Below are 22,893 nucleotides of genomic sequence, written 5' to 3'. Positions count from 1 at the left end.
CAAGAACTAGGTCAAGGAGTTACCAGCCCCATGGATGCTGTGACCCAGGTCCCCGCGCCGGTCAACGAGCCGGTCCACTCGTACGCCCCCGGCAGCCCGGAGCGTGCGCGTCTCGAAGCACAGCTCAAGCAGCTGTCCGAGAACCCGATCGACCTGCCGATGACGATCAACGGCGTCAAGCGCATGGGCGGGGGCGAGCGCTTCGACGTGGTCCAGCCGCACGACCACAAATCCGTGCTCGGCACCTTCGCCAACGCCACGCAGGCCGACGCCCAGGAGGCCGTCGACGCCGCCCTGGCCGCCGCCCCGGCCTGGCGCGCGATGTCCTTCGACGACCGCGCCGCGATCATCCTGCGCGCCGCCGAGCTGCTGTCCGGCCCGTGGCGCGAGAAGCTGGCCGCCTCCACCATGCTGGGCCAGTCGAAGACCGCCCAGCAGGCCGAGATCGACACCCCGTGCGAGCTCGTCGACTTCTGGCGCTTCAACGTCCACTTCGCCCGCCAGATCCTGGCCGAGCAGCCGGTCGCGAACTCCGCCGGCGTGTGGAACCGCAGCGACCACCGCCCGCTCGAGGGCTTCGTCTACGCGATCACGCCGTTCAACTTCACGGCCATCGCCGGCAACCTGCCGACCGCCCCCGCCCTGATGGGCAACGTGGTCGTCTGGAAGCCGTCCCCGACGCAGACCCACTCCGCGGTCCTCCTGATGGAGCTCCTGGAGGAGGCCGGCCTGCCGAAGGGCGTCATCAACCTGGTGACGGGCGACGGCATCGCCGTGTCCGAGGTGGCCCTGAACCACCCCGAGCTGGCCGGCATCCACTTCACCGGCTCGACCAAGACCTTCCAGTACCTGTGGAAGACGGTCGGCAACAACATCGAGAAGTACAAGTCCTACCCGCGCCTGGTAGGCGAGACCGGCGGCAAGGACTTCGTCGTCGCGCACCCGTCGGCGGACCGCGCCGTCCTGAAGACCGCCCTGACCCGCGGCTCCTTCGAGTTCCAGGGCCAGAAGTGCTCGGCGTCCTCGCGCGCCTACGTCCCGGCCTCGATCTGGAACGACGGCTTCAAGGAGGCCTTCGCGGCCGAGGTCGACGGCATCGCCATGGGCGACGTCCGCGACCTGACGAACTTCATCGGTGCCGTCATCGACGAGCGCTCGTTCGCCAAGAACAAGGCCGCGATCGACCGCGCCAAGGCCGACCCGACCTGCACGATCGTCGCGGGCGGCACGTACGACGACTCGGAGGGCTACTTCGTCCGCCCGACCGTCATCGCGTGCACCGACCCGGAGAACGAGGTCTTCACGACCGAGTACTTCGGCCCGATCCTCGCCGTGCACGTCTACGAGGACGAGAAGTTCGACGAGATGCTGGCGCAGATGGAGTCCGTCTCGGCGTACGCGCTGACCGGCTCGATCATCGCCGCCGACCGCTACGCGGCCGCGGACGCGATGGAGAAGCTCCGCTTCGCCGCGGGCAACTTCTACATCAACGACAAGTCGACCGGCGCCGTCGTCGGCCAGCAGCCCTTCGGCGGCGGCCGTGCCTCGGGTACGAACGACAAGGCGGGCGCGGCGAGCAACCTGCAGCGCTGGACCTCGACGCGCTCCATCAAGGAGACCCTGGTCGCGCCGACGGACTACCCGTACCCGCACATGGGCTGATCCTGCCCCGCTGAACCCCGCCCCCGTTCCGGTACCCCCAAGTCCGGATCGGGGGCGGTTCCAGTTGCCCCCGTCAGGGGATCAGCACCACCTTGCCGAGGTTGCGCCGCTCCTCGGTGATCCGGTGCGCGCGGGCGGCCTCGGCGAGCGGGATCTCCTCGTGCACGGTGGCCCGCAGGGTGCCGGCGCGGTACAGATCCCACTGCTCGGCGCGCCAGCGCCCGTACAGCTCGGGCCTGCCGCGGGCGATGACCGCCATCTGGAAGCCGGTCACCGGCGCGCCGCGGACCAGGAGCTCGTACGCCTCCACCGTGCCGCCGCCGGAGCCGAAGGCCACCAGCCGCCCGCCGGGCGCGAGGGCCCGTACGGCGGGGCCGAGCAGGTCGCCGCCGACGCCGTCGAGGACCACGTCGTACGGGTCGCCCCAGGCGGCCTCCTCGTACAGCACGACCTCGTCGGCGCCCAGGCCGCGGACGAAGTCCGCCTTGCCGGCGCTGCTCACCGCGGCGACGACCCGCCCCGCTCCGCCGGCCTTGGCGTACTGGAGGGCGTACGCGCCAGGCCCGTGGCCTCGCGCAGTGGGCCGCCGACGGCCCGATCACCAGGCACCAGCCCGTACCCGACGCGCGCAGCGCGGAACAGCGGGCCTTCGACTCCTCGAACTGCACCCCGCAAGGGCCGACCGGGTGCTCGCGGCGGTCCTGCCGCACATCGACGAACACTACGGAGGCCTCCTGGGCGTGCCGAGGCGGAGATCCGGCCCATGCCAGTGCGCTGGACGTGCTGCGGCTACGTCGGAGTGGGCTGGCGAACAGGCCGCACGGCATCGCCGAGCATCCACGCGACGCTCCCTGGTTCCCAGGAGAGATCGCGATGGGCGGGGGCCTACGTCAGCCTGCGTGCCGGACACCCCCTAGACCTCGGTCATGACCTGGTCGAGGGATTTGCGGATGACGTCCGGGACCTCGCAGTCGTCCGACGGGTAGCCGACCGGGATGACGGCGAAGGCCTTTTCGTTCTCCGGGCGGTGCAGGACGTGGGAGAGGAAGCGCATCGGGCTCGGGGTGTGGATCAGGGCCGCGAGGCCGCTGAGATGGAGGGCGGTCAGGAGCATGCCGACCGCGATGCCGACCGATTCGTCGACGTAGTAGTGCTTGCGCTTCGTGCCGTCCGGGCCGAGCCAGTAGCGCTGCTGGAACACCACGATCAGGGCCGGGGCGTCGGTGAGGTGGGTCTTCACGGCATCCGTGCCCAGGGGGCGCAGGGCGGCGAGCCATTCGTCGCCGAGGCGGCCGTCGTAGGAGATCAGCTCCTCCTGCTCGGCGGCGTCGCGGATCTGCCGGCGCACGGCCGGGTCCTTGATGAGGACGAAGGTCCACGGCTGCTGGTGGGCCCCCGACGGCGCGGTCGCGGCGCACGCGACGGCATCCCGGACGACCTGCTCCGGGACGGGGTCGGGGGAGAACCGGCGGACGGTGCGCCGCTCGTCCATGCGCGCCCGCAACTCCGCGGAGCGCGCGAGCGATTGCCCGCTCGGCATCCGCTCGGGCCGGTAGGCGACGGGGCGATACGGCTCGCCGTGGGTCGGGGTCCACTGCTGGGTTTCGCGCGACATGGTCAGATCTTCACGCGGGGAACCGTGCGGGGCCAGGGCCGCGTCATGACCCACTGTCCGTTGTGTACTGACAGGGGGGCTATGGGACTGGCGGTCACCGGTCGAATCCTGGAGTGGGACGGCTGCTTCAACGTGCGGGATCTGGGGGGTCTGGGGCGGGTCGTGCCGGGGGCCGCCGTCCGCGCCGACCGGCTCGACGCGCTCACCGCGCGCGGCTGGACCACCCTGTCCGCGCACGGCATACGGACCGTCGTCGACCTGCGCAACGACGACGAGGTCGCAGTGGACCACTGCGCCCGGCCGACCGGGCTGACCACGGTGCGGATCCCCCTCGACGGGATCGAGCACCGGGACTTCTGGGACGTCTGGTGGGGGACTCCGGGTTTCGGCACCCCCGCGTATTTCCGGCCTTTCCTGGAACGCTTCCCGGACCGCGTGGCCGCCGTCGCCCGCGCGATCGCCGAGGCCCCTCCCGGGGGAGTGGCCTTCCACTGCGGACTGGGCCGCGACCGTACGGGGATCATCGCGCTGGTCCTGCTGGGGCTGGCCGGTGCCGGCCCCGAGGAGATCGCCGCGGACCACGGGCTGAGCGAGCCCCGGGTGCGGGCGATGCACGCCGCGCAGGGGCGCCCGTACGACTCCGCCGAGATCGAGGCGTACGTGGCCGGCCTCGGCACCACCGTCCACGAGCTGGCCCGCGAGGCCGCCGAGTGGCTGGACGCGGAGGCCTACCTGCGCGCCGCCGGGCTGGGACCGGACCGGCTGGATGCGCTCCGGCGGCGGCTCGGCGGGCATTGATACCGTCCGGGCATGAGCATCCTCCTGCGGCACACCTCCCAGCTCGGGAGCGGCGAGCTCCGCGAGCTGCGGGAGCTGCTCGACCGGGCCTTCGACGGGGACTTCGCCGACGAGGACTTCGAGCACGCGCTCGGCGGCATGCACGTGCTCGTGCGCGAGGGCGGGGAGCTCGTCGCCCACGGGAGCGTGGTGCAGCGCCGGGTCCTGTACCGGGGGCGGGCCCTGCGGACCGGATACGTCGAGGGCGTGGCCGTACGGGCGGACCGGCGCCGGCGCGGTCTCGGCGGGCAGGTCATGGCCGGGCTGGAAGGAGTCATCGGGCGGGCCTACGCGCTCGGGGCGCTGTCGGCCTCCGAAGAAGGGGCCCGGCTGTACGCGGCCCGCGGCTGGGCCGTGTGGGGCGGGCAGATCGGGGTCCTGGGACCGCAGGGGCCCGAGAGGCTCGCCGGCGAGGAGGGCTCCACCTACGTGTGGTTCCCGCCCGGCGGGGTCCTGGACGACCCCGCCGGGCGGCTGGACTTCGACTGGCGCGACGGGGACGTCCTGTAGGCCGCCGGCCAGGCCAGTCAGCCCGGCCCCTCGGCCCGGCCGTCAGCCCGAGATGCTGGGCGCGCCCGTCTCGATGTGGCCCGTGTAGCGGCGCGACCAGGTGCCGTCGTTGTCCGCGAGGATCGTGAAGTCGTACCAGCCCTTGTTGTAGGCGACGGCGTTGAAGTAGTCCTCGCGCGAGGAGTTCGCCGGGACGGTGTAGGTCCACGGGCCGTCCGAGCGGTAGGCGTTCGAGCGGATCGTGAAGGTGACGGGGGCGGCCGACGTGTTCGTCATCTTGAAGTAGACCGCCGTCTTGCCCGTGCCCGGCTCCACCGCGAAGCGGGACGCCACCTCGATCGCCTTGCCCGCCTTCGACGCGTCGCCGATGAACCGGCGCAGGAAGCGGTTCGGCCCGTACATCGAGATGTCGTACTTTCCTGAGCCGCTGCCGAACCCGATGCTGAAGTAGTCGGTCGACGTCGCCCCCGGGTCGACCGTGTACTGCCAGGCCGCCGTGTCCCGGTACTGGTGCGGGTGGATCGAGAAGTGCGCCGCCCGCTTCGCCTGCGCCCCCTGGTTGGTCATCGAGAACCAGGCCAGGAGCTGGCCGGCCGCGCCGAACTCGAAGCGGTCCAGATTGCCGTTCACCTGGTACGGAAGGGCCCGCGCCGGGCGGGTCCCGGCCTCCTGCGCCGGGAGCGCGTTGTCCTGCGGCACCGGGTTGGGGAGCGGGCCGCAGGTCGACTGGCCGATGACCTTCGCGGTCGGGGGCAGCCCGGACGGCACCCCGTACACCGGGCGGGCGAAGTCGAAGACGCCCGTCAGGTCGCCGGTCACCTTGCGGCGCCAGGCGCTGATGTTCGGGCAGGTCGCCGGGGTGCCGAGGGCCGCCGTCCAGGTCTCCATGAAGCGGAGCACCGAGGTGTGGTCGAAGACCTCCGAGCTGACCCAGCCGCCGCGCGTCCACGGGGACATGACCAGCATGGGCACGCGGAAGCCGAGGCCGATCGGGGTGCCGTCGATGTATTCGCCCGGGGTGCCGGGCGGGGCGACCGGCGGCGGGACGTGGTCGAAGAAGCCGTCGTTCTCGTCGTAGTTCAGGAAGAGGACGGTGGAGTCGAAGACCTCCGGGTTCGCGGCCAGCGCCCGGTAGACGAGGTCCACGAAGTGCGCGCCGTCGCCGGGCGGGGCGTACGGGTGCTCCGAGAAGGCCTCGTTCGCGACGACCCAGGAGACCTGGGGCAGGGTGCCGGCGACGACGTCCGCGCGGATGGCGGCAGCGATGTCGTCGGGGGTGGAGCCGGTGACCTTCGGGACGGAGCCCATGCCGCGGTCCCACAGCGGGTTGCCGGGCGCCGCGTCCGTGAACTTCTTGAAGTAGGCCAGACCGTTGTCGCCGTAGTTGTCCTGGGCGTTCTGGTAGACCTTCCAGCTCATGCCGGCCCGCTGGAGGGCCTCCGCGTACGTCTCCCAGGTCAGCCCGGACTCGTCGCCGCCGTCCTTGCTGCCCGCGTCGACCGTGCCGCTCCACAGGAAGGTGCGGTTCGGCCCGGTCGCGCTCAGCGTGGAGCAGAAGTACGCGTCGCAGATCGTGTAGTTGTCGGCGAGCCCGTAGTGGAACGGTATGTCGCCGCGGTCCAGGTAGCCGAGGGTGCGGGTATTGCCGACGCCGGTGACCCAGTTGTCCATCCGGCCGTTGTTCCAGGCGGCGTGCTGCGAGGTCCAGCTGTGCGGGAGGTCGCCGTTGCACTGGGCGAGGGTCTCGCCGTCGACGCCGCCCGCCGGCGGGGTGGCGCTGAGCTTCCACGGGTACTGGCGGCCGCCCCAGTTGTACTGGTTGAACATGCCCCAGCCGCCCGGGATGTTTCCGGCGGCGCGGTCGCCGAAGCCGCGGACACCTTTCAGCTTGCCGAAGTAGTGGTCGAAGCTGCGGTTCTCCTGCATGAGGATCACCACGTGCTTCACGTCGGTGATCGTGCCGCTCGCGGCGGCCGCGGCCGCCGACGTCGGCGCGATCGCCGGCAGGGCGGCTCCGGCCATCAGCCCGGCGCCGATTCCCACAAATCCTCTGCGGCTGATCGGTGTCACTGGCTACTCGCCTCCAACTCACGTGCCCCGCTGGCACATTGACGGAAAGAGTGGCGGGCGCCGGGTCAAAGGTCTACATCCCTGCGGTAAGAAGTCGGTGAACATCCGGTTGGCTGGAATCAATCGCCGAGACGGACGAGCATCTTGCCCAGATTGTCCCCTCGCAGCATGCCCAGGAAGGCGTCCACCGTGTGATCGATTCCCTGGACAACGGTGGTGTCCGTGCCCACGCGGCCGCTGCGCAGGTGGGGGACCAGGAAGTCCTCCAGCTCGTCCTGCAGATTGGTGTGATTGCGAACCAATACCCCTTCCAGGCGCAACGACTTGTGGACGACCTCGAAGAGGTTGCGCGGCGCGGCCGGCGAGCGGTCCCCGTTGTACATCGAGATCCCGCCGACCCAGGCGATCCGCCCGTACTCGCGCAGCACGTCGATGGCGCCCGCCAGGTGGTCCCCGCCCACGTTGTCCACGTACACGTCGATGCCGTCGGGCGCGGCCTGCGCGAGCTGCTCGCCGACCGGCCCGTCGTGGTAGTCGAACGCCGCGTCGAAGCCGAGCACGCCGGTGAGGTGGCGGACCTTCGCCGCCGAGCCCGCGCTGCCGATGATCCGGCCGGCGCCCAGCAGCCGCGCGATGTGGCCGGTCGCGGTGCCGACCCCGCCCGCGGCGGCGGAGACGAAGAGGTCCTCGCCCGCGCGCAGGGCCGCGGTCCGGGTCAGCGCGGCGTAGGCGGTCAGGCCGGTCCCGCCGAGGATGCTCAGGTGCGCCTCCAACGGGACGCCCTCGTGGCCGCGCAGCTTCCGGGTGCCGTTCACGCCGAGCGTGACGAGGGCGTGCGTACGCCAGCCCTCGCGGTGGAAGACCAGGTCGCCCTCGCGCAGCCCCGGGTCGCGGGAGGCGAGCACCCGGCCCACCGAGCGGCCCTCCAGCGGGGTGTTCAGCTCGAAGCCGCCCTCGCCGCCGTCCATCAGCCCGCGGTGGTACGGGTCCACCGAGAGCAGCAGGTTCTGCACCAGGGCGGTGCCCGGGGCGGGGGAGGGGACCGGGGTCTCGACGTAAGCGAAGTCGGTCGCGGCGGGGAAGCCGGCGGGGCGGGCGATCTGGTGGACGGCGTGAGCGGTGTGGTTCGTGGTCATGGCGAGGACGTTAGGAAGGAATCACCGGCCCGGGCAGAGGGTTGCGTTCATGGAAGCCGCACATCCATGAACACCGCTCATAGAACGAGGTGAGAGCCGCCGTGGCCGAGCTCGCTCCGCACGAACTCCGCGTCCTGGTCGCCGTCGCCGAGACCGGTGGCTTCTCCGCCGCGGCCGCCCGGCTCGGTCTCACCCAGTCGGCGGTGTCGCATTCCGTGCGCGGCAGCGAGGCCAAGATCGGCGCGGTGCTCTTCGAGCGCGGGCGCACCGGCGCCTCGGCCACGCCTGCGGGGGAGCGGGCCGTCGGCCTCGCCCGCCGGATCCTGCGGCTGTACGAGGTCCTCGGCGCGGAGGCGCGCGGCGCCGGCCGGGCTGCGCCGCATCCGGACGCGGCGGAGGGGGTGCTGCGCATCGCGGCGTTCCGCAGTGCGGCCCTGCACCTGCTGCCCCCGGCCCTGGAGCGGCTCGCGGCCCGCCACCCGGGCCTGCGCCCCGAGGTCCGGGTGGTGCGCGAGCTCGGCGCCGGCACGGCCGGGGAGGTGGCCGCCGGCCGCGCCGACCTCGGCATCGCCACGCTGAACGCGGCCGGGCCCGTACCGGAGGCCGGCGCGGCGGGCCTGCTGACCGGGCTGCTCCGGGAGGAGGCGTACGCGCTGGTCCACCCGGCCGGGCACCCGGACCCGAAGGCGCTGCCGCTGCTGGACTGGGACGAGAACTGCGGCTCGTACACCCGCGACTGGTGGCAGGCCCAGGACTGGATCCCGCGCGCCACCGTCAAGGCCGAGGACGACGGGATGGTGCTCACCATGGTCGGGCGCGGGCTCGGCATGGCGATCCTGCCCGAGCTGTCGCTCCGCGAGGCCACGGAGGCCGTGGACATCACCGGACTGGGCCCTTCGGGGCCGGTGAGACGCGTGGGATACGTCACCACGCCGGAATTCGCTGCCACCCTCGGCGTAAGGGCTCTGATCAGGGAACTTCGCTCCGAGACGCGCTGAATCGGACTCCCGGGAAGGGCCTTCCGAGGGGTTGCGCGTCTCAGATAGTAGGAAGTCCGAGTAATTGCGGAGACATACAGCGGGACCTGCCCTAGCTTTGTAGAAGCCGAACGTCTCGCCGATCCGGCGAATGGCGGCCGAGAGCGCGCGCCCCTGGCAGGCAACCCCTGCGGCGCACAGCTCCCCGCCCCTTCCGGCGCCTTGAAGGAACCCCTCATCCGTGGCCCCGCCACGCCGTGATCTCAAGGAGTCGATCACCATGACCGCATCCACCGCAGCCCGCCGCGTCCGCCACTCCTCCACCGCCGACGCCGACCGCAAGAACGCCGCAGCCGCCCTCCAGCGCGCCCTCGACCGCCGTGACAACGGCGGCTCGACCGGCCACTGAGCGAGGCCCGGACCGGGGACATATTGCGTCCACATGGTGGACGCAATATGTCTGAGGGCTGGGACAGGGAGTACGGTTCCGACATGTCGACCAGCATCAATCTCGCAGTGATCCCCGGTGATGGCATCGGCCAGGAAGTCGTGGCTCAGGGCCTCAAGGTCCTTACCGCGGTCCTGCCCCAGGATGTGAAGCTGGAGACCAAGCAGTACGACCTCGGCGCCACGCGCTGGCACCGCACCGGTGAGACCCTCCCGGACGCGGAGCTCGAGGCCCTCAGGCACCACGACGCGATCCTGCTGGGCGCCATCGGCGACCCGTCGGTCCCGTCGGGCGTTCTGGAGCGCGGCCTGCTGCTCAAGCTCCGCTTCGCGTTCGACCACTTCATCAACCTGCGCCCGTCGAAGCTCTTCCCGAACACGGCCACCCCGCTCGCCGGCCGTCCGGAGATCGACTTCGTCGTGGTCCGCGAGGGCACCGAGGGCCCGTACACCGGCAACGGCGGCAGCCTGCGCACCGGTACGCCCGCCGAGGTGGCCACCGAGGTCAGCATCAACACCGCGTACGGCGTGGAGCGCGTCGTCCGTGACGCGTACGAGCGGGCCAACTCCCGGCCGCGCAAGAAGCTGACGCTGGTCCACAAGAACAACGTCCTCGTGTACGCGGGCCACATGTGGAAGAACATCTTCGACAAGGTCGGCCAGGAGTACCCCGAGGTCACCACCGACTACCTGCACGTCGATGCCGCGACGATCTTCTTCGTCACGCAGCCCGAGCGCTTCGACGTCATCGTGACGGACAACCTCTTCGGTGACATCCTCACCGACCTGGCCGCCGCCGTGACCGGCGGAATCGGCCTCGCCGCCTCCGGGAACATCAACCCGACCGGCGACTTCCCGTCCATGTTCGAGCCCGTCCACGGCTCGGCCCCGGACATCGCGGGCACCGGCAAGGCCGACCCGACCGCGACGATCCTGTCCGTCGCCCTCCTGCTGCGCCACCTCGGCTACGAGGACCAGGCCGTCCGCATCGAGGACGCGGTCTCCGCCGACCTGGCGGAGCGCGACGGCACCTCCCGCACCACCGACCAGATCGGCGACGCCCTCGCCGCTCGAGTAGCCGGCTGACCCGGCAGCTCCACATCAGGAAGCCGCCGGGTCATGCGACCAACGCACCCGGCGGCTTTTCCTGTGCGGCCCTGGGTGCCACCATCTCCCCTGGGCCGCATTCACCCGCTTCACCGAAGGCACCTTGCGCGCGATAATCGAACGCGAGACCGCGGAATGCGGGGAAGCTCGGACGTCCTAGTACGCCGTGAGCGCGGTCCGCCATACACAACCGGTGAAGGACAAGCACTCATGACGACGCCCACGATCGAGCTCAAGCCCTCCTCGAACCCGCTGTCCGATGCGGAGCGCGAGGCGATCCTGGCCAGCCCCGGCTTCGGCCGCCACTTCACCGACCACATGGTGACGATCAAGTGGACCGAGGGCCGCGGCTGGCACGACGCCGAGCTGGTCCCGTACGCGCCGCTGGCGATCGACCCGGCGAACATGACCCTGCACTACGCGCAGACGATCTTCGAGGGCCTCAAGGCGTACCGCCAGCCCGACGGCACCGTCGCCACCTTCCGCCCGCAGGCCAACGCCGAGCGCTTCCAGGCCTCCGCCCGCCGCATGGCGATGCCGGAGCTGCCGCAGGAGCTCTTCATCGAGGCCTGCGACGCGCTCATCAAGCAGGACGCCGCCTGGGTTCCCTCCTCCGGCGAAGCCTCGCTGTACCTGCGGCCGTTCATGTTCGCGTCCGAGGTCGGCCTGGGCGTCCGCCCGGCCAACGAGTTCCTCTTCATGGTCATCGCCTCGCCCGCCGGCGCGTACTTCCCCGGTGGCGTGAAGCCCGTCTCCGTCTGGCTCTCCGAGGAGTACGTCCGCGCCGTCAAGGGCGGTACGGGCGCGGCCAAGACCGGCGGCAACTACGCCGCCTCCCTCGTGGCCCAGGCCCAGGCCGCCTCGCACGGCTGCGACCAGGTGGTCTGGCTCGACGCGGTCGAGCACCGCTGGATCGAGGAGATGGGAGGCATGAACCTGTACTTCGTGTACGGCGACCGCATCGTCACCCCGGAACTGACCGGCTCGCTCCTGCCGGGCATCACCCGCGACTCCCTCCTCACCATCGCCCGCGACCTCGGCTACACCGCCGAGGAGGGACGCATCTCCACCGAGGACTGGAAGCGCGACAACGAGAACGGCACCCTGACCGAGGTGTTCGCCTGCGGCACCGCCGCCGTCATCACCCCGGTCGGCTCGGTCAAGTCCGAGCGCGCCAACTGGACCCAGGGCAACGGCGAGCCCGGCGAGGTCACCATGAAGCTCCGCAAGGCGCTGCTCGACCTCCAGACCGGCCACCGGGCCGACACCCACGGCTGGATGCACCCGCTCGGCTAGTCCGCGGCGCGCCCGCAACGAAGAAAACGAAGAAGAGGTCCTGGCCGGGAAGGCCGGGGCCTCTTCGCGTGTCCGGGGCCCGCCCCGCCGGGCGGTGCGGCCGCACCTGTCCGTGCCACCCGTACGGGGGTACGCCGGTGCTCCTTCGCGCCGTCGCCCGCCACGGGCGCGGCGGCCGCCCGCGCCCTTGCCCGCGGGTCCTGCGGCCCCGCCTGCCGCTCTGCGCCGGGGCACGGATCCGGTCCGTTCGAAGATGCGGTGGACAGACCGGCGTGCGACGTTGATCAAGCCCGCCCATGCGGCGCCGGACACCGGCTCCGGGCGGCACGGCACGCCCCCAGCGGCGTGAATCTCTCGTGCGTCGGCCGCTCGGGCCGGCGGGAAGGCGGATCCCCATGAAGCGGTTCGTTGCCTCCGGCCTGCTCAGCGCGGCCGTGGTACTCGGCGCCTCGGCCTGCTCCAGCAACAACGGCACGACGCCGCAGGAGGCAGCCTCGTCGGCCAGCGCCGCGCTGTGCACCAACCTGGTCCAGCTGAAGTCGGACAACGCCGCGCTCAAGGCGCTCAATCCGGCCACGGCCACCAAGGACCAGTTGAAGTCGGCGTTCGACGCCGTCCAGAACGACTGGAAGAAGGTCAAGGAGAGCACCTCGGCACTGAAGTCGGCCGAGAAGGACGCCGTCACGTCGGCCGCGGAGAACCTCAAGAAGGCCTACGCGGACCTGCCGGGCGACACCACGGGCAAGGACGCGGTCACCCAGCTGCAGCCGCAGATCCAGGCACTGGACACCGCGGCCAACGAGGCGACCACCTCACTGAAGTGCCGTTAGCGCGTGGCTGTGCGCCGGTCGCGCGGGCCCCGGGGGATCTCCCCCGGGGCCCGCCTCGTGCACCGGTCCCGGCTCCGCCGTCAGTCGACGGCGACCGCCACCCTGCCGGCCGTGTCGGCAGGCGCAGGCGCAGGTGCGGTCGCGGTCCGGAACGTCAGGGCCATGTAGACCAGGCCGCCGGCCAGGCCGGACAGGACGAAGGAGCAGTCCACGCCGCCGGTCAGGGCGAGCAGCGGTCCCTCGTAGAAGGGGGTGGTCACGGCGAGCAGGCCGACTCCGGCGCCGACGGCCCACGAGAGCGTCGCGGCGACGTTCCAGCCGGCGCGGTACCAGTAGATCCCGCCTACCGAGCGGCGGTTGAAGACCTGGAGGGCATCGGCGTCGTACTGCCCGCGGCAGCGGACGTAGCCGATCAGGGTGATCACGGCCCACGGGGTGCCGATCGCGGTCAGCAGCAGGACGAACGAGGTCATCGCGGACTGCACGTCCCACTCGAAGGAGCCGATGAAGACGAACCCGGTGGCGACGCTTGCGGCGACCAGCGTGGCCTTGGCCCGGGTGGCTCTGGGCACGATGGCGTCGAGGTCGAGGCCCATGGAGTAGAGCATCAGCCCGGCGTTGCCGACCGAGCCGGCCGCGGCGGCGGCGAGCAGCGGGAGCAGGTACCAGAACGGCGCGGCCTCGACGAGGGGCCCGGCGTACTCCGCGCCGGCCTTGGCGGCGAGCGCGGTGTAGGTGCCGAACAGCTGCGGGATCAGCAGGCCGATCAGCAGGCCGAGACAGGTGGCCCAGAACACCTTGCGGGAGCTGTGCTCGCGGGGGGAGATGTAGCGGGTGTAGTCGCCGAGCAGGGTGATGAAGGCGACGGGGCCGCTGAGTCCGGCGGCGACGGCGGCGAGCAGCCAGGTCGGCCAGAAGGAGCCGAGCAGGTAGGCGGTCTCCGGCGGTGCGGCGGTGGTGAAGTCGGGGGAGTAGGCGTAGATGCCGACGGCGAGCAGGATCACCATGCCGATCGACAGGACCTTGCTCATGCGCAGCAGCAGCCGGTAGCCGAAGACGGCCCCGACGACGGTGAAGGCGGCCAGTACGCCGTACATCACGGCCCGCGTGGCACCCGTGTCCGGCAGTCCTGTGAGCCGGGACAGGGTGCCGACCATCACGTCGCCGCCGATCCACAGGGTGAGCGCCGTGTAGCCGAGGGCGAGGAGCAGGCCGACGACCGAGCCGACGAGCCGGCCGCGGACACCGAACTGGGCGCCGCTGGAGGTGGAGAGGTTGGTCGCCGTGCGCAGGGACACCAGCGCCAGTGGCGCGGTGAAGGCGATTCCGACCAGCGTGCCGGTCACGATGGCGGTGACCGAAGGCCACAGGCCCAGTCCGAAGGACGGGGGCAGCCAGCCGAACACGATCACGCCGAGGCAGAGGTTGGAGCCGAGCAGGATCGAGATCAGGTCACGGGGACCGCTCGTCCGCTCCTCCTCGGGGATGGTGTCGACTCCGCGCTGTTCGATGGGCATGGGGGGACTCCCTTGGCAGGGCGGGGGGTGGTTCGCATTTGTTTGAACGACACTCAATGTGAGCCAGGCCCATGTCTCAGGTCAATGCTTCAATACAGAGAAATGAAGAGTTAGAGTGATGCTCTAACTCTTCGACTCAAAAGGTGGTGGATCGGCGTGCGGCTGACCCCTACGGAGCGCGACCGGCTGCTGCTGCGCAGTGCCGCGGAACTGGCCAGGGCCCGGCGGGCCCGCGGACTCAAGCTCAACGTCCCGGAGGCCACCGCGCTCATCGCGGACACGGTCTGCGAGGCCGCGCGCGACGGCAAGCGGCTGGCGGAGGCCATCGAGGAGGCCCGCAGCGTGCTGGGCGCGGACGACGTGCTGCCCGGCGTCGCCGACGTGGTCACCGAGGTGCACGTGGAGGCCGTCTTCGACGACGGTTCCCGCCTCGCGGTGGTCCCGGCTCCGATCCGGGGCGCGGTGTCGCTCGGCGAGGACGCCCCGGGAGCCGTCGTACCCGGCCCCGGCGCCCCCCAGCCGGAGCCGGCGCTGCACCTGCACGTGCGCAACACGGCCTCCGTGCCGGTGAGCGTCACGTCCCACTTCCACTTCTTCGAGGCGAACCCCCGCCTCGACTTCGACCGCGCCGCGGCCTACGGCATGCGGCTGTGCGTGCCCGCGGGCTCGTCCGTGCGGTTCGACCCGCACGGCGAGGCCGAGATCGGCCTCGTCCCCATCGGCGGCGACCGCATCGCGATCGGCTTCGCCGGGCTGGTCGACGGCCCGCTGGACGCTCCGGGCGCCAGGGAAGAGGCCCTGCGCCGCGCCGCCGCCTGCGGCTACCTGGGCGTGCGGGCCCCGGGGGCCGAAGGCGGGGCCGGGGCCGGGGGCGCCGCCGGCGAGCGGACCGGCCGGGCGGACGGCGCCGCGGGCCACGGCGAGAGCACCGACCCGGCCGGCCGGGCCCCCGGCACCGACCACGCGGACGGAGACCAGGCGTGAGCAAGCAGACCAGGCACAGCGACCACTGCGCGCCGGGCAGCCGGCACATCGACCCCCACGAGTACGCCTGCGTCTTCGGACCCCGCGCCGGGGACCGGGTCCGGCTCGGCGACTCCGGGCTCACCGTCCGGGTCGAGTACGACGCCCAGAAGCCGGGCGACGAGTTCCTGGCGGGCTTCGGCAAGACCGCCCGCGACGGCCTGCACCTGAAGGCCGCGGCCGTCCGCGACACCTGCGACGTCGTCATCAGCAACGTCCTCGTCATCGACGCCGTCCTCGGCATCCGCAAGGTCTCCATCGGCATCCGCGAGGGCCGCATCCACGCGATCGGCCGGGCCGGCAACCCGGACACCCTCGACGGGGTGGACGTCATCGTCGGGACGGGCACGAGCATCGTCTCCGGCGAGGGCCTGATCGCCACCGCCGGCGCCGTCGACACCCACGTCCACCTGCTGTCCCCGCGCGTCATGGAGGCCTCGCTCGCCGCGGGCGTCACCACGATCATCGGCCAGGAGTTCGGCCCGGTCTGGGGCGTCGGCGTCAACTCCCCCTGGGCCCTGCGCCACGCGTTCAACGCGTTCGACGCCTGGCCCGTCAACATCGGCTTCCTCGCCCGCGGCTCCTCCTCGGACGCCGCCCCGCTGGTCGAGGCCCTGGCCGAGGGCGGCGCGTCCGGCTTCAAGGTCCACGAGGACATGGGCGCGCACACCCGCGCCCTGGACACCGCGCTGCGGGTCGCCGAGGAGCACGACGTACAGGTCGCCCTGCACAGCGACGGCCTGAACGAGTGCCTCTCCGTCGAGGACACCCTGCGCGTCCTGGACGGCCGCACCATCCACGCCTTCCACATCGAGGGCTGCGGCGGCGGACACGTCCCCAACGTGCTCAAGATGGCCGGCGTGGCGAACGTCATCGGCTCCTCCACCAACCCCACCCTGCCCTTCGGCCGGGACGCGGTCGCCGAGCACTACGGCATGATCGTCTCCGTCCACGACCTCAAGCCGGACCTCCCCGGCGACGCCGCCATGGCCCGCGACCGGATCCGCGCGGGCACGATGGGCGCCGAGGACGTGCTGCACGACCTGGGCGCGATCGGCATCACCTCGTCCGACGCCCAGGGCATGGGCCGCGCCGGCGAGACCATCCGCCGCACCTTCGCCATGGCCGCCAAGATGAAGGGCGAGCTGGGTCCGCTGGCCGGCGACGGCGAGGGCGACGACAACGCCCGCGTCCTGCGCTACATGGCCAAGCTGACCATCAACCCGGCCATCGCGCACGGCCTGGCCCACGAGATCGGCTCGATCGAGGTCGGCAAGCTCGCCGACATCGTGCTCTGGCGCCCCCCGTTCTTCGGCGCCAAACCGCAGCTGGTCCTCAAATCCGGCTTCCCCGCGTACGGCGTCACCGGCGACCCCAACGCGGCCACCGACACCTGCGAACCGCTGGTCCTCGGCCCGCAGTTCGGCTCGTGCGGAGCCACCGCCGCCGACATCTCCGTCGCCTTCGTGTCGGCCGCGGCCGCCGCGCTGGGCTCCGACGAGATGCCGACCCGCCGCCGCCGGGTCGCCGTCCGCGCCGCCCGCGGCATCGGCCCGCGGAACCTCCTCCTCAACTCCCGGGTGGGCGCGGTCGATGTGGACGCGCGCAGCGGGCTCGTCACCCTCGACGGCGACCCGCTGCGCTCCGAAGCGGCCGATTCGGTCTCCCTCAACCGCCTGTACTTCTTGTAAGTCAGCACAGCCTTCAAGGACTCCTGCCATGACTGCAAAGCCCACGGACAACGGATTCCGGATGCCCGCCGAGTGGATGCCCCACGAGCGCACCTGGATGGCCTGGCCCAGCCCCAACCCGACCTTCACCAACGAGCAGGAGCTCGCCGAGGCCCGCGAGGCCTGGGGGGCCGTCGCCCGCGCGGTGCGCGCGTACGAGCCCGTGACCCTGGTCGTCTCGCCCGGTGACGCGGAGAGCGCCCGCGGACACGTCGGCGACGACGTGCAGCTGGTGGAGCGCGAGCTCGACGACGCCTGGATGCGTGACATCGGCCCGACCTTCGTCACCAACGAAGCCGGCGAGCTGGCCGCCGTGGACTGGACCTTCAACGGCTGGGGCGCCCAGGAGTGGGCCCGCTGGGAGCACGACTCCAAGATCGCCCGGCACGTGTCGGACCTCGTCGGCACCCGTACGTACAGCACCCCCCTCGTCAACGAGGGCGGCGCCATCCACGTCGACGGCGAGGGCACCGTGCTCCTCACCGACACCGTGCAGCTGGGCGCCGGGCGCAACCCCGGCTTGACCCGCCAGCAGGTCGAGGAGGAGATCCACGCCCACCTCGGCACCACCAAGGCGATCTGGCTGCCGTACGGCCTGGCCGGCGACTACGGCACCTACGGCACGCAGGGCCACGTGGACATCGTGGCCGCGTTCGCACGCCCCGGCGTGGTGATGGTCCACACCCAGCCCGACCCGGCCCACCCGGACCACGAGCGCTGCAAGACCATCGCCGCGATCCTGCGCGCGTCCACCGACGCACGGGGCCGGCGGCTGGAGGTCGTGGAGATCCCGGCGCCGACGGTGCTGGAGGAGGACGGGGAGTGGGTGGACTACTCCTACATCAACCACTACCTGTGCAACGGCGGCGTGGTGCTGTGCTCCTTCGACGACCCGCGCGACGAGGAGGCCGCCGAGATCTTCCGCGGCCTGTTCCCCGAGCGGACCGTGACCCTTGTCGACGCACGTACGATTTTCGCCGGGGGTGGCGGTATCCACTGCATCACCCAGCAGCAGCCGAAGGTCTGACCCGAGGCGGAACGACGAAGGAGTGGCCCATGGCGGCGGGTGGAGTACGTGCGGTGCGGAAGAACGCGCCGCCGCGCGAGGACGTACTCGTCGCCGCCATGGCCACGATCGCCGAGCGCGGCCTGGAGGGTCTGACCATGGCCGGGCTCGGCCGCCAGGTCGGCATGAGCAGCGGCCACCTCCTCTACTACTTCGGCAGCAAGGACGAGCTCCTGCTGCAGACGCTGGAGTGGAGCGAGGCGGCCCTGGGCGCGAAGCGGCGGGCCCTGCTGTCCCGCCGCGGCCCGGCGCGCGAGCGTCTGCAGGCGTACGTGGACCTGTACGTGCCCGAGGAGGCCCGGGATCCGCACTGGACCCTGTGGCTGGAGGTCTGGAACCGCTCGCAGAACGCCGGCCCGCAGGAACGCGAACGCCAGGCCGCCATCGAGGGCGCCTGGCACCGCGACCTGGTGGCCCTGCTCGCCGAAGGCATCTCGCGCGGGGAGTTCCGGCCGGTGGACCCGGACCGCTTCGGCGCCCGGCTGCGGGCCCTGCTCGACGGGTTCAGCATCCAGGTCGCCGTCGGTCTGCCCGGGATAGGGCGGGCGGACATCCTGGCCCACGTCTCGGAATTCCTTGACGAGGCTCTCGTATCGTGAGACGCGCCGCTCTTGCGGTGAGACGGTATGGCACACTGCGGATGTGCCTGCTCAGCTCATGATTATGGACAGCAGCGCGCCGGTCCGCAGTGGCCGCTGAACCGTGGAAAACCTTCGCGGAAGCGGCCATCGTGCCCCAGACCCGCGCGCAGACCTCTCGCACCCGCGAGAGGTTTTTTCGTTTCCCGGCTCCACTCCTGCCGGGACCGGACCGCGCGGGATGATGGGGGCAGTGGCGGCAGCCTGCCCTCGGGCGGGTATCCGGAACCACTCATCCGACAGGAGTCAGATCAGCATGACGACGACAGAGGCGACAGGGCCGGCGCAGAACCCCGCCGACGACACGGACAGCTTCCACGTCTTCGACACCACCCTGCGCGACGGCGCCCAGCGTGAGGGCATCAACCTCACCGTCGCCGACAAGCTGACGATCGCACGGCACCTGGACGACTTCGGAGTGGGATTCATCGAGGGCGGCTGGCCGGGTGCCAACCCCCGCGACACCGAGTTCTTCGCCCGCGCCCGGTCCGAGATCGACTTCAAGCACGCCAAGCTGGTCGCCTTCGGCGCGACCCGGCGGGCGGGCGGCTCGGCGGACCAGGACCCGCAGGTGCGGGCCCTGCTCGAGTCGGGCGCCCCGGTGATCACCCTGGTCGCCAAGTCCCACGACCGGCACGTCGAACTCGCCCTGCGCACCACGCTGGACGAGAACCTGGAGATGGTCCGGGACACGGTCTCCCACCTGGTCGCCCAGGGCCGCCGCGTCTTCGTCGACTGCGAGCACTTCTTCGACGGATACCGGGCCAACGCCGAGTACGCGAAGTCGGTCGTGCGCACCGCCCACGAGGCCGGCGCCGACGTCGTCATTCTCTGCGACACCAACGGCGGCATGCTGCCGGCCCAGGTGACCGCGGTCGTCGCGACCGTGCTGGCCGACACCGGGGCCCGCCTGGGCATCCACGCCCAGGACGACACCGGCTGCGCCGTCGCCAACACCCTGGCCGCCGTCGACGCGGGCGCCACGCACGTCCAGTGCACCGCGAACGGCTACGGCGAGCGGGTCGGCAACGCCAACCTCTTCCCGGTCGTCGCCGCGCTGGAGATCAAGTACGGCCGCCAGGTGCTCCCCGTCGGCGCGCTCGCCGAGATGACCCGCATCTCGCACGCCATCGCCGAGGTCGTGAACCTGACCCCGTCCACGCACCAGCCCTACGTCGGCGTCTCCGCCTTCGCGCACAAGGCGGGCCTGCACGCCTCGGCCATCAAGGTCGACCCGGACCTGTACCAGCACATCGACCCCGAGCGGGTCGGCAACACCATGCGGATGCTGGTCTCCGACATGGCCGGACGCGCCTCCATCGAGCTCAAGGGCAAGGAGCTCGGCGTCGACCTCGGCGGGGACCGCGCGCTGATCTCCCGGGTCGTCGAACGGGTCAAGGAGCGGGAGCTCTCGGGCTACACGTACGAGGCCGCCGACGCCTCCTTCGAGCTGCTGCTGCGCTCGGAGATCGAGGGCCGCGCCCGCAAGTACTTCCGTACGGAGTCCTGGCGGGCGATCGTCGAGGACCGCCCGGACGGCACCCACGCGAACGAGGCCACGGTGAAGCTGTGGGCCAAGGGCGAGCGGATCGTCGCCACGGCGGAGGGCAACGGCCCGGTCAACGCCCTGGACCGCGCGCTCCGGGTCGCCCTCGAACGCTTCTACCCCCAGCTGGCCAAGTTCGAGCTGATCGACTACAAGGTCCGCATCCTGGAGGGCAAGCACGGCACGGGGTCCACGACCCGCGTGCTGATCGCCACCACGGACGGCACCCGCGAATGGTCCACGGTCGGTGTCGCCGAGAACGTCATCGCCGCCTCCTGGCAGGCCCTGGAGGACGCCTTCACGTACGGCCTCCTGCGCGCGGGCGTCGAACCCGCCGAGTAGGCCTTTCGGCCACGCGGCGCCCGTCCGCGCGGCGCTTCCCCGTCCCGCGGTGCGGGACGGGGCGCCCGTGGAGGGGGAGTGGGGTTTATGTCCTGCTCACACAGGAAAGTAGCGGTTCCGGTAGCGTCGGGGCTATGAGGACCAGGCTGATATCCGCACGTTTTGGATCGTTGCTGTCCGGTCTGCTGCTGGCCCTGTCCGCGACCGCCCTCGTGGTCGCCCCGCAGGCGTCGGCGGCCACCGGACCCGCTGCCGTGGCGGAGGCCCTCAAGCAGGGCCCGGTCTACGTCGACCCGCGCGCCGAGGCGCAGCTGCCGAAGGCCCAGGCCGACGCGCTCGCGAAGAAGATCAAGGACGCCGGGAAGCCGGTGTTCGTCGCCGTGCTGCCGGCCACCGCGGAGTACCCCGCCGGCAGCGTGCTGCGTACGGTCCGGGCCGAGACGGGCATCACCGGGCTCTATGCGATCCGGCTCGGCGACGGCTTCAACGCCGGAGCCGACAAGGCGGTCATGCCCACCAACGCCGTCCGCAACCTGACCGACGCCGTGAAGGCCGGCGGGCCCGTGGACGCGGGCACGCAGCTGAACAACTTCGTGGACCAGGCCCTGGCCCAGGCCAAGGGACGCGCCCCGGCCTCCTGGGGCGACTCCGGCAGTGGCGGCGGGGTCCCGGTCGGCGGGCTGATCACCCTCGGCGCGGTGGCCGCCATCGGCGGTGGCGGTGCGTACGCACTGGTGCGCCGCAACCGCAAGAGGAAGGAAGAGGCGGAGCGCGAGGCCATCGAGAAGCTGCGCGTGGTCGTCGACGAGGACATCACCGCCTTCGGCGAGGAGCTCGACCGGCTGGACTTCCACCCCGGTGAGCCCGGCGCGGACGACGCGATGCGGCGGGACTACGAACAGGGCCTCGACTCGTACGAGAAGGCCAAGGACATCATGGCCTCGGTCCAGCACCCCGATGAGGTCAGGGGGGTCACCCAGGCCTTGGAGGACGGCCGGTTCGCACTGGCCAGCCTCGATGCCCGCCGCCAGGGCACGCCGCTGCCCGAGCGCCGTTCGCCCTGCTTCTTCGACCCGCGGCACGGGCCGAGTACGGAGGATCGCGACTGGGCGCCGGCCGGCGGGGCGGCGCGTACTGTCCCCGTGTGCGCTGCGGACGCCGTCCGCCTGCGCGAGGGCAAGGACCCGATGGTCCGTACGGTCGACACCGAGTACGGGCCGCGCCCGTACTACGACGCCGGCCCGGCCTACGGCCCCTGGGCGGGCGGATACTTCGGCGGCGGCATGCTGCCCGGTCTGCTCATGGGCACGATGCTCGGTTCGATGATGTCCGGCCCCGCCTACGCCTCCGACATGGGCGGCTACGACGGCGGGGACTACTCCGGCGCCGACTTCAACTCCTCCGACTTCGGGGGAGGGGACTTCGGCGGCGGCGGTGGGTTCGACGGCGGGGGCGGGTTCGACGGCGGGGGCGGCTTCTAGCGGCCGCCCCCGGACCCGGCGGCGTCAGGCGGTTCAGGCCTGCTTGATGGCCGAGATGTCGAAGGTCAGCTTCGCCTTGTCGCTGACCATGACGCCGCCGGCCTCCAGCGCGGCGTTCCAGGTCAGGCCCCAGTCGGAGCGCAGGATCTCGGCGGAGCCCTCGAAGCCGACGCGCTCGTTGCCGTAGACGTCGGTGGCCGAGCCGTTGAACTCCAGGTCGATGGAGAGCGGGCGGGTGACGTCCTTGATCGTCAGCTCGCCGGTGATGCGGTACTTGTCGCCGCCGAGCTGGGCCGCCTCGGTGGAGCGGAAGCTCATCAGCGGGAAGGCCTCGGCGTCGAAGAAGTCCCCGCCGCGCAGGTGGCCGTCGCGGTCGGCGATGCCGGTGTCCACGGAGGCGACCTTCACCTCGAGGGAGGCCGCGGAGCGGGACGGGTCGCTGCCGTCCAGCTGCAGGGTGCCGGCGTAGTCGGTGAAGCTGCCGCGGACGTTGGTCACCATCGCGTGGCGGACGGTGAAGCCGATGCTGCTGTGGGCGGCGTCGATGACGTAGTCGCCGGTGAGGGCGGCCAGGGCCGGGTCCACCTCGAGCGTGGCGACGGCGCTGTTCGTGGTGTCCTGGCTGCGGCGGGTGAAGAGACCCATGACGTGCTCCTTGGAAGTGTCCTGCCGTGGTTGTTGAACTTTCAACGAGAACGACGTTAGGCCTATTCCGTTCAAATTTCAACATCTAGACGCCGTGGCGCGCCGTTTTGTGGACCCTGCACAAAGGAGGGCGGCCCTGCCTGGTGGTGTCCGCGCATCACGGGGCGGTTCTGTCCGGGCCGGACAGCGGAACACACCCGAGACTGTGTAGAACCAACGGAGGTTTTTCATCGAGCGCTTCGTAAGGTCGATACATGACCGTTGTGGACCAGACTCCGAGCGAGCCGACGGACGCCCGCGGGCGCGTGGCCGAGCTGCACTCACTGCGCGAGCAGGCGCGGCGTGGACCCAGTGACCGGGCGACCGAGGCGCAGCACGCCAAGGGCAAGCTGACCGCGCGCGAGCGCATTGCGCTGCT

The 22,893-nt window shown here is 71.5% G+C and carries 19 protein-coding genes and 2 pseudogenes; 15 read left to right on the top strand and 6 right to left on the bottom strand.

What is annotated here, in order from left to right:
- Positions 1–30 precede the first annotated feature (30 nt).
- On the top strand, positions 31–1,662 hold the full coding sequence (pruA, locus tag AB0I68_RS21660; RefSeq protein WP_363178962.1) for an L-glutamate gamma-semialdehyde dehydrogenase: 1,632 nt from the start codon (positions 31–33) through the stop codon (positions 1,660–1,662).
- A 73-nt stretch (positions 1,663–1,735) separates the two neighbouring features.
- Here the strand turns inward: pruA and AB0I68_RS21655 are convergent.
- Positions 1,736–2,212, bottom strand: a pseudogene (locus AB0I68_RS21655) (zinc-binding dehydrogenase); the annotation flags it as partial.
- Between the two features lie 363 nt (positions 2,213–2,575).
- Positions 2,576–3,277: a nitroreductase family protein gene (locus tag AB0I68_RS21650; protein ID WP_363178961.1), complete on the bottom strand. Its 702-nt coding sequence runs from the start codon at positions 3,275–3,277 to the stop codon at positions 2,576–2,578.
- 81 nt (positions 3,278–3,358) lie between these two features.
- On the opposite strand from AB0I68_RS21650, the gene AB0I68_RS21645 reads away from it, so the two are divergent.
- The gene (locus tag AB0I68_RS21645; protein WP_363178960.1) at positions 3,359–4,075 is read left to right on the top strand and encodes a tyrosine-protein phosphatase; all 717 of its coding nucleotides are present in this window, start codon (positions 3,359–3,361) and stop codon (positions 4,073–4,075) included.
- A gap of 12 nt (positions 4,076–4,087) precedes the next feature.
- Positions 4,088–4,624 carry a GNAT family N-acetyltransferase gene (locus AB0I68_RS21640; protein WP_363178959.1) on the top strand — a complete coding sequence of 179 codons (537 nt, stop codon included), beginning with the start codon at positions 4,088–4,090 and terminating at the stop codon, positions 4,622–4,624.
- 42 nt (positions 4,625–4,666) lie between these two features.
- Here the strand turns inward: AB0I68_RS21640 and AB0I68_RS21635 are convergent, their stop codons facing one another.
- Positions 4,667–6,694, bottom strand: a complete 2,028-nt coding sequence (locus AB0I68_RS21635; RefSeq protein WP_363178958.1) for a phosphocholine-specific phospholipase C — start codon at positions 6,692–6,694, stop codon at positions 4,667–4,669.
- A gap of 119 nt (positions 6,695–6,813) precedes the next feature.
- The gene (locus AB0I68_RS21630; RefSeq protein ID WP_363178957.1) at positions 6,814–7,830 is read right to left on the bottom strand and encodes an NADP-dependent oxidoreductase; all 1,017 of its coding nucleotides are present in this window, start codon (positions 7,828–7,830) and stop codon (positions 6,814–6,816) included.
- Between the two features lie 101 nt (positions 7,831–7,931).
- On the opposite strand from AB0I68_RS21630, the gene AB0I68_RS21625 reads away from it, so the two are divergent.
- The 5 genes from AB0I68_RS21625 to AB0I68_RS21605 all read left to right on the top strand — a co-directional run bounded on the left by AB0I68_RS21625 (position 7,932) and on the right by AB0I68_RS21605 (position 12,487).
- A complete protein-coding gene (locus AB0I68_RS21625) occupies positions 7,932–8,828 on the top strand; it encodes a LysR family transcriptional regulator (protein WP_363178956.1) in 897 nt (298 codons plus the stop codon).
- 259 nt (positions 8,829–9,087) lie between these two features.
- Positions 9,088–9,216, top strand: a complete 129-nt coding sequence (locus AB0I68_RS21620) for a hypothetical protein (RefSeq protein WP_266625109.1) — start codon at positions 9,088–9,090, stop codon at positions 9,214–9,216.
- 83 nt (positions 9,217–9,299) lie between these two features.
- Positions 9,300–10,340, top strand: coding sequence for a 3-isopropylmalate dehydrogenase (locus AB0I68_RS21615; RefSeq protein ID WP_363178954.1), 1,041 nt, complete (start codon positions 9,300–9,302; stop codon positions 10,338–10,340).
- 231 nt (positions 10,341–10,571) lie between these two features.
- The gene (locus AB0I68_RS21610; protein WP_363178953.1) at positions 10,572–11,657 is read left to right on the top strand and encodes a branched-chain amino acid aminotransferase; all 1,086 of its coding nucleotides are present in this window, start codon (positions 10,572–10,574) and stop codon (positions 11,655–11,657) included.
- A gap of 395 nt (positions 11,658–12,052) precedes the next feature.
- Entirely contained in the window at positions 12,053–12,487 is a 435-nt protein-coding gene (locus AB0I68_RS21605; protein WP_363178952.1) for a hypothetical protein, read from the top strand.
- Between the two features lie 80 nt (positions 12,488–12,567).
- Here AB0I68_RS21605 and AB0I68_RS21600 read toward each other — a convergent pair whose 3' ends face one another.
- On the bottom strand, positions 12,568–14,004 hold the full coding sequence (locus tag AB0I68_RS21600) for a cytosine permease (protein ID WP_363178951.1): 1,437 nt from the start codon (positions 14,002–14,004) through the stop codon (positions 12,568–12,570).
- Between the two features lie 156 nt (positions 14,005–14,160).
- On the opposite strand from AB0I68_RS21600, the gene ureA reads away from it, so the two are divergent.
- From ureA to AB0I68_RS21570, 6 genes are all read left to right on the top strand, one after another.
- Positions 14,161–14,988: an urease subunit gamma gene (ureA, locus tag AB0I68_RS21595; protein WP_363178950.1), complete on the top strand. Its 828-nt coding sequence runs from the start codon at positions 14,161–14,163 to the stop codon at positions 14,986–14,988.
- Entirely contained in the window at positions 14,985–16,718 is a 1,734-nt protein-coding gene (locus AB0I68_RS21590) for an urease subunit alpha (protein ID WP_363178949.1), read from the top strand. The genes ureA and AB0I68_RS21590 overlap by 4 nt, the downstream gene beginning before the upstream one ends.
- 28 nt (positions 16,719–16,746) lie before the next feature.
- Positions 16,747–17,784: an agmatine deiminase family protein gene (locus AB0I68_RS21585; RefSeq protein WP_363178948.1), complete on the top strand. Its 1,038-nt coding sequence runs from the start codon at positions 16,747–16,749 to the stop codon at positions 17,782–17,784.
- A 29-nt stretch (positions 17,785–17,813) separates the two neighbouring features.
- Complete coding sequence (locus AB0I68_RS21580) at positions 17,814–18,422, top strand: TetR/AcrR family transcriptional regulator (RefSeq protein WP_053790989.1); 609 nt, start codon at positions 17,814–17,816, stop codon at positions 18,420–18,422.
- Between the two features lie 295 nt (positions 18,423–18,717).
- Positions 18,718–20,349: a citramalate synthase gene (gene cimA, locus AB0I68_RS21575; protein WP_363178947.1), complete on the top strand. Its 1,632-nt coding sequence runs from the start codon at positions 18,718–18,720 to the stop codon at positions 20,347–20,349.
- 134 nt (positions 20,350–20,483) lie between these two features.
- Positions 20,484–21,830, top strand: coding sequence for a hypothetical protein (locus AB0I68_RS21570; protein ID WP_363178946.1), 1,347 nt, complete (start codon positions 20,484–20,486; stop codon positions 21,828–21,830).
- Positions 21,831–21,863: 33 nt separating this feature from the next.
- On the opposite strand, the gene AB0I68_RS21565 is transcribed toward AB0I68_RS21570, so the two are convergent.
- Entirely contained in the window at positions 21,864–22,475 is a 612-nt protein-coding gene (locus AB0I68_RS21565) for a YceI family protein (protein WP_363178945.1), read from the bottom strand.
- Between the two features lie 254 nt (positions 22,476–22,729).
- Here AB0I68_RS21565 and AB0I68_RS21560 point away from each other — a divergent pair.
- Positions 22,730–22,893 (top strand): annotated as a pseudogene (locus tag AB0I68_RS21560) (methylmalonyl-CoA carboxyltransferase); the annotation flags it as partial.

Origin of the sequence: Streptomyces sp. NPDC050448 (assembly GCF_040655295.1) — a bacterium.
GTDB lineage: Bacteria > Actinomycetota > Actinomycetes > Streptomycetales > Streptomycetaceae > Streptomyces.
This window is presented reverse-complemented; position numbering and strand designations above follow the sequence as displayed.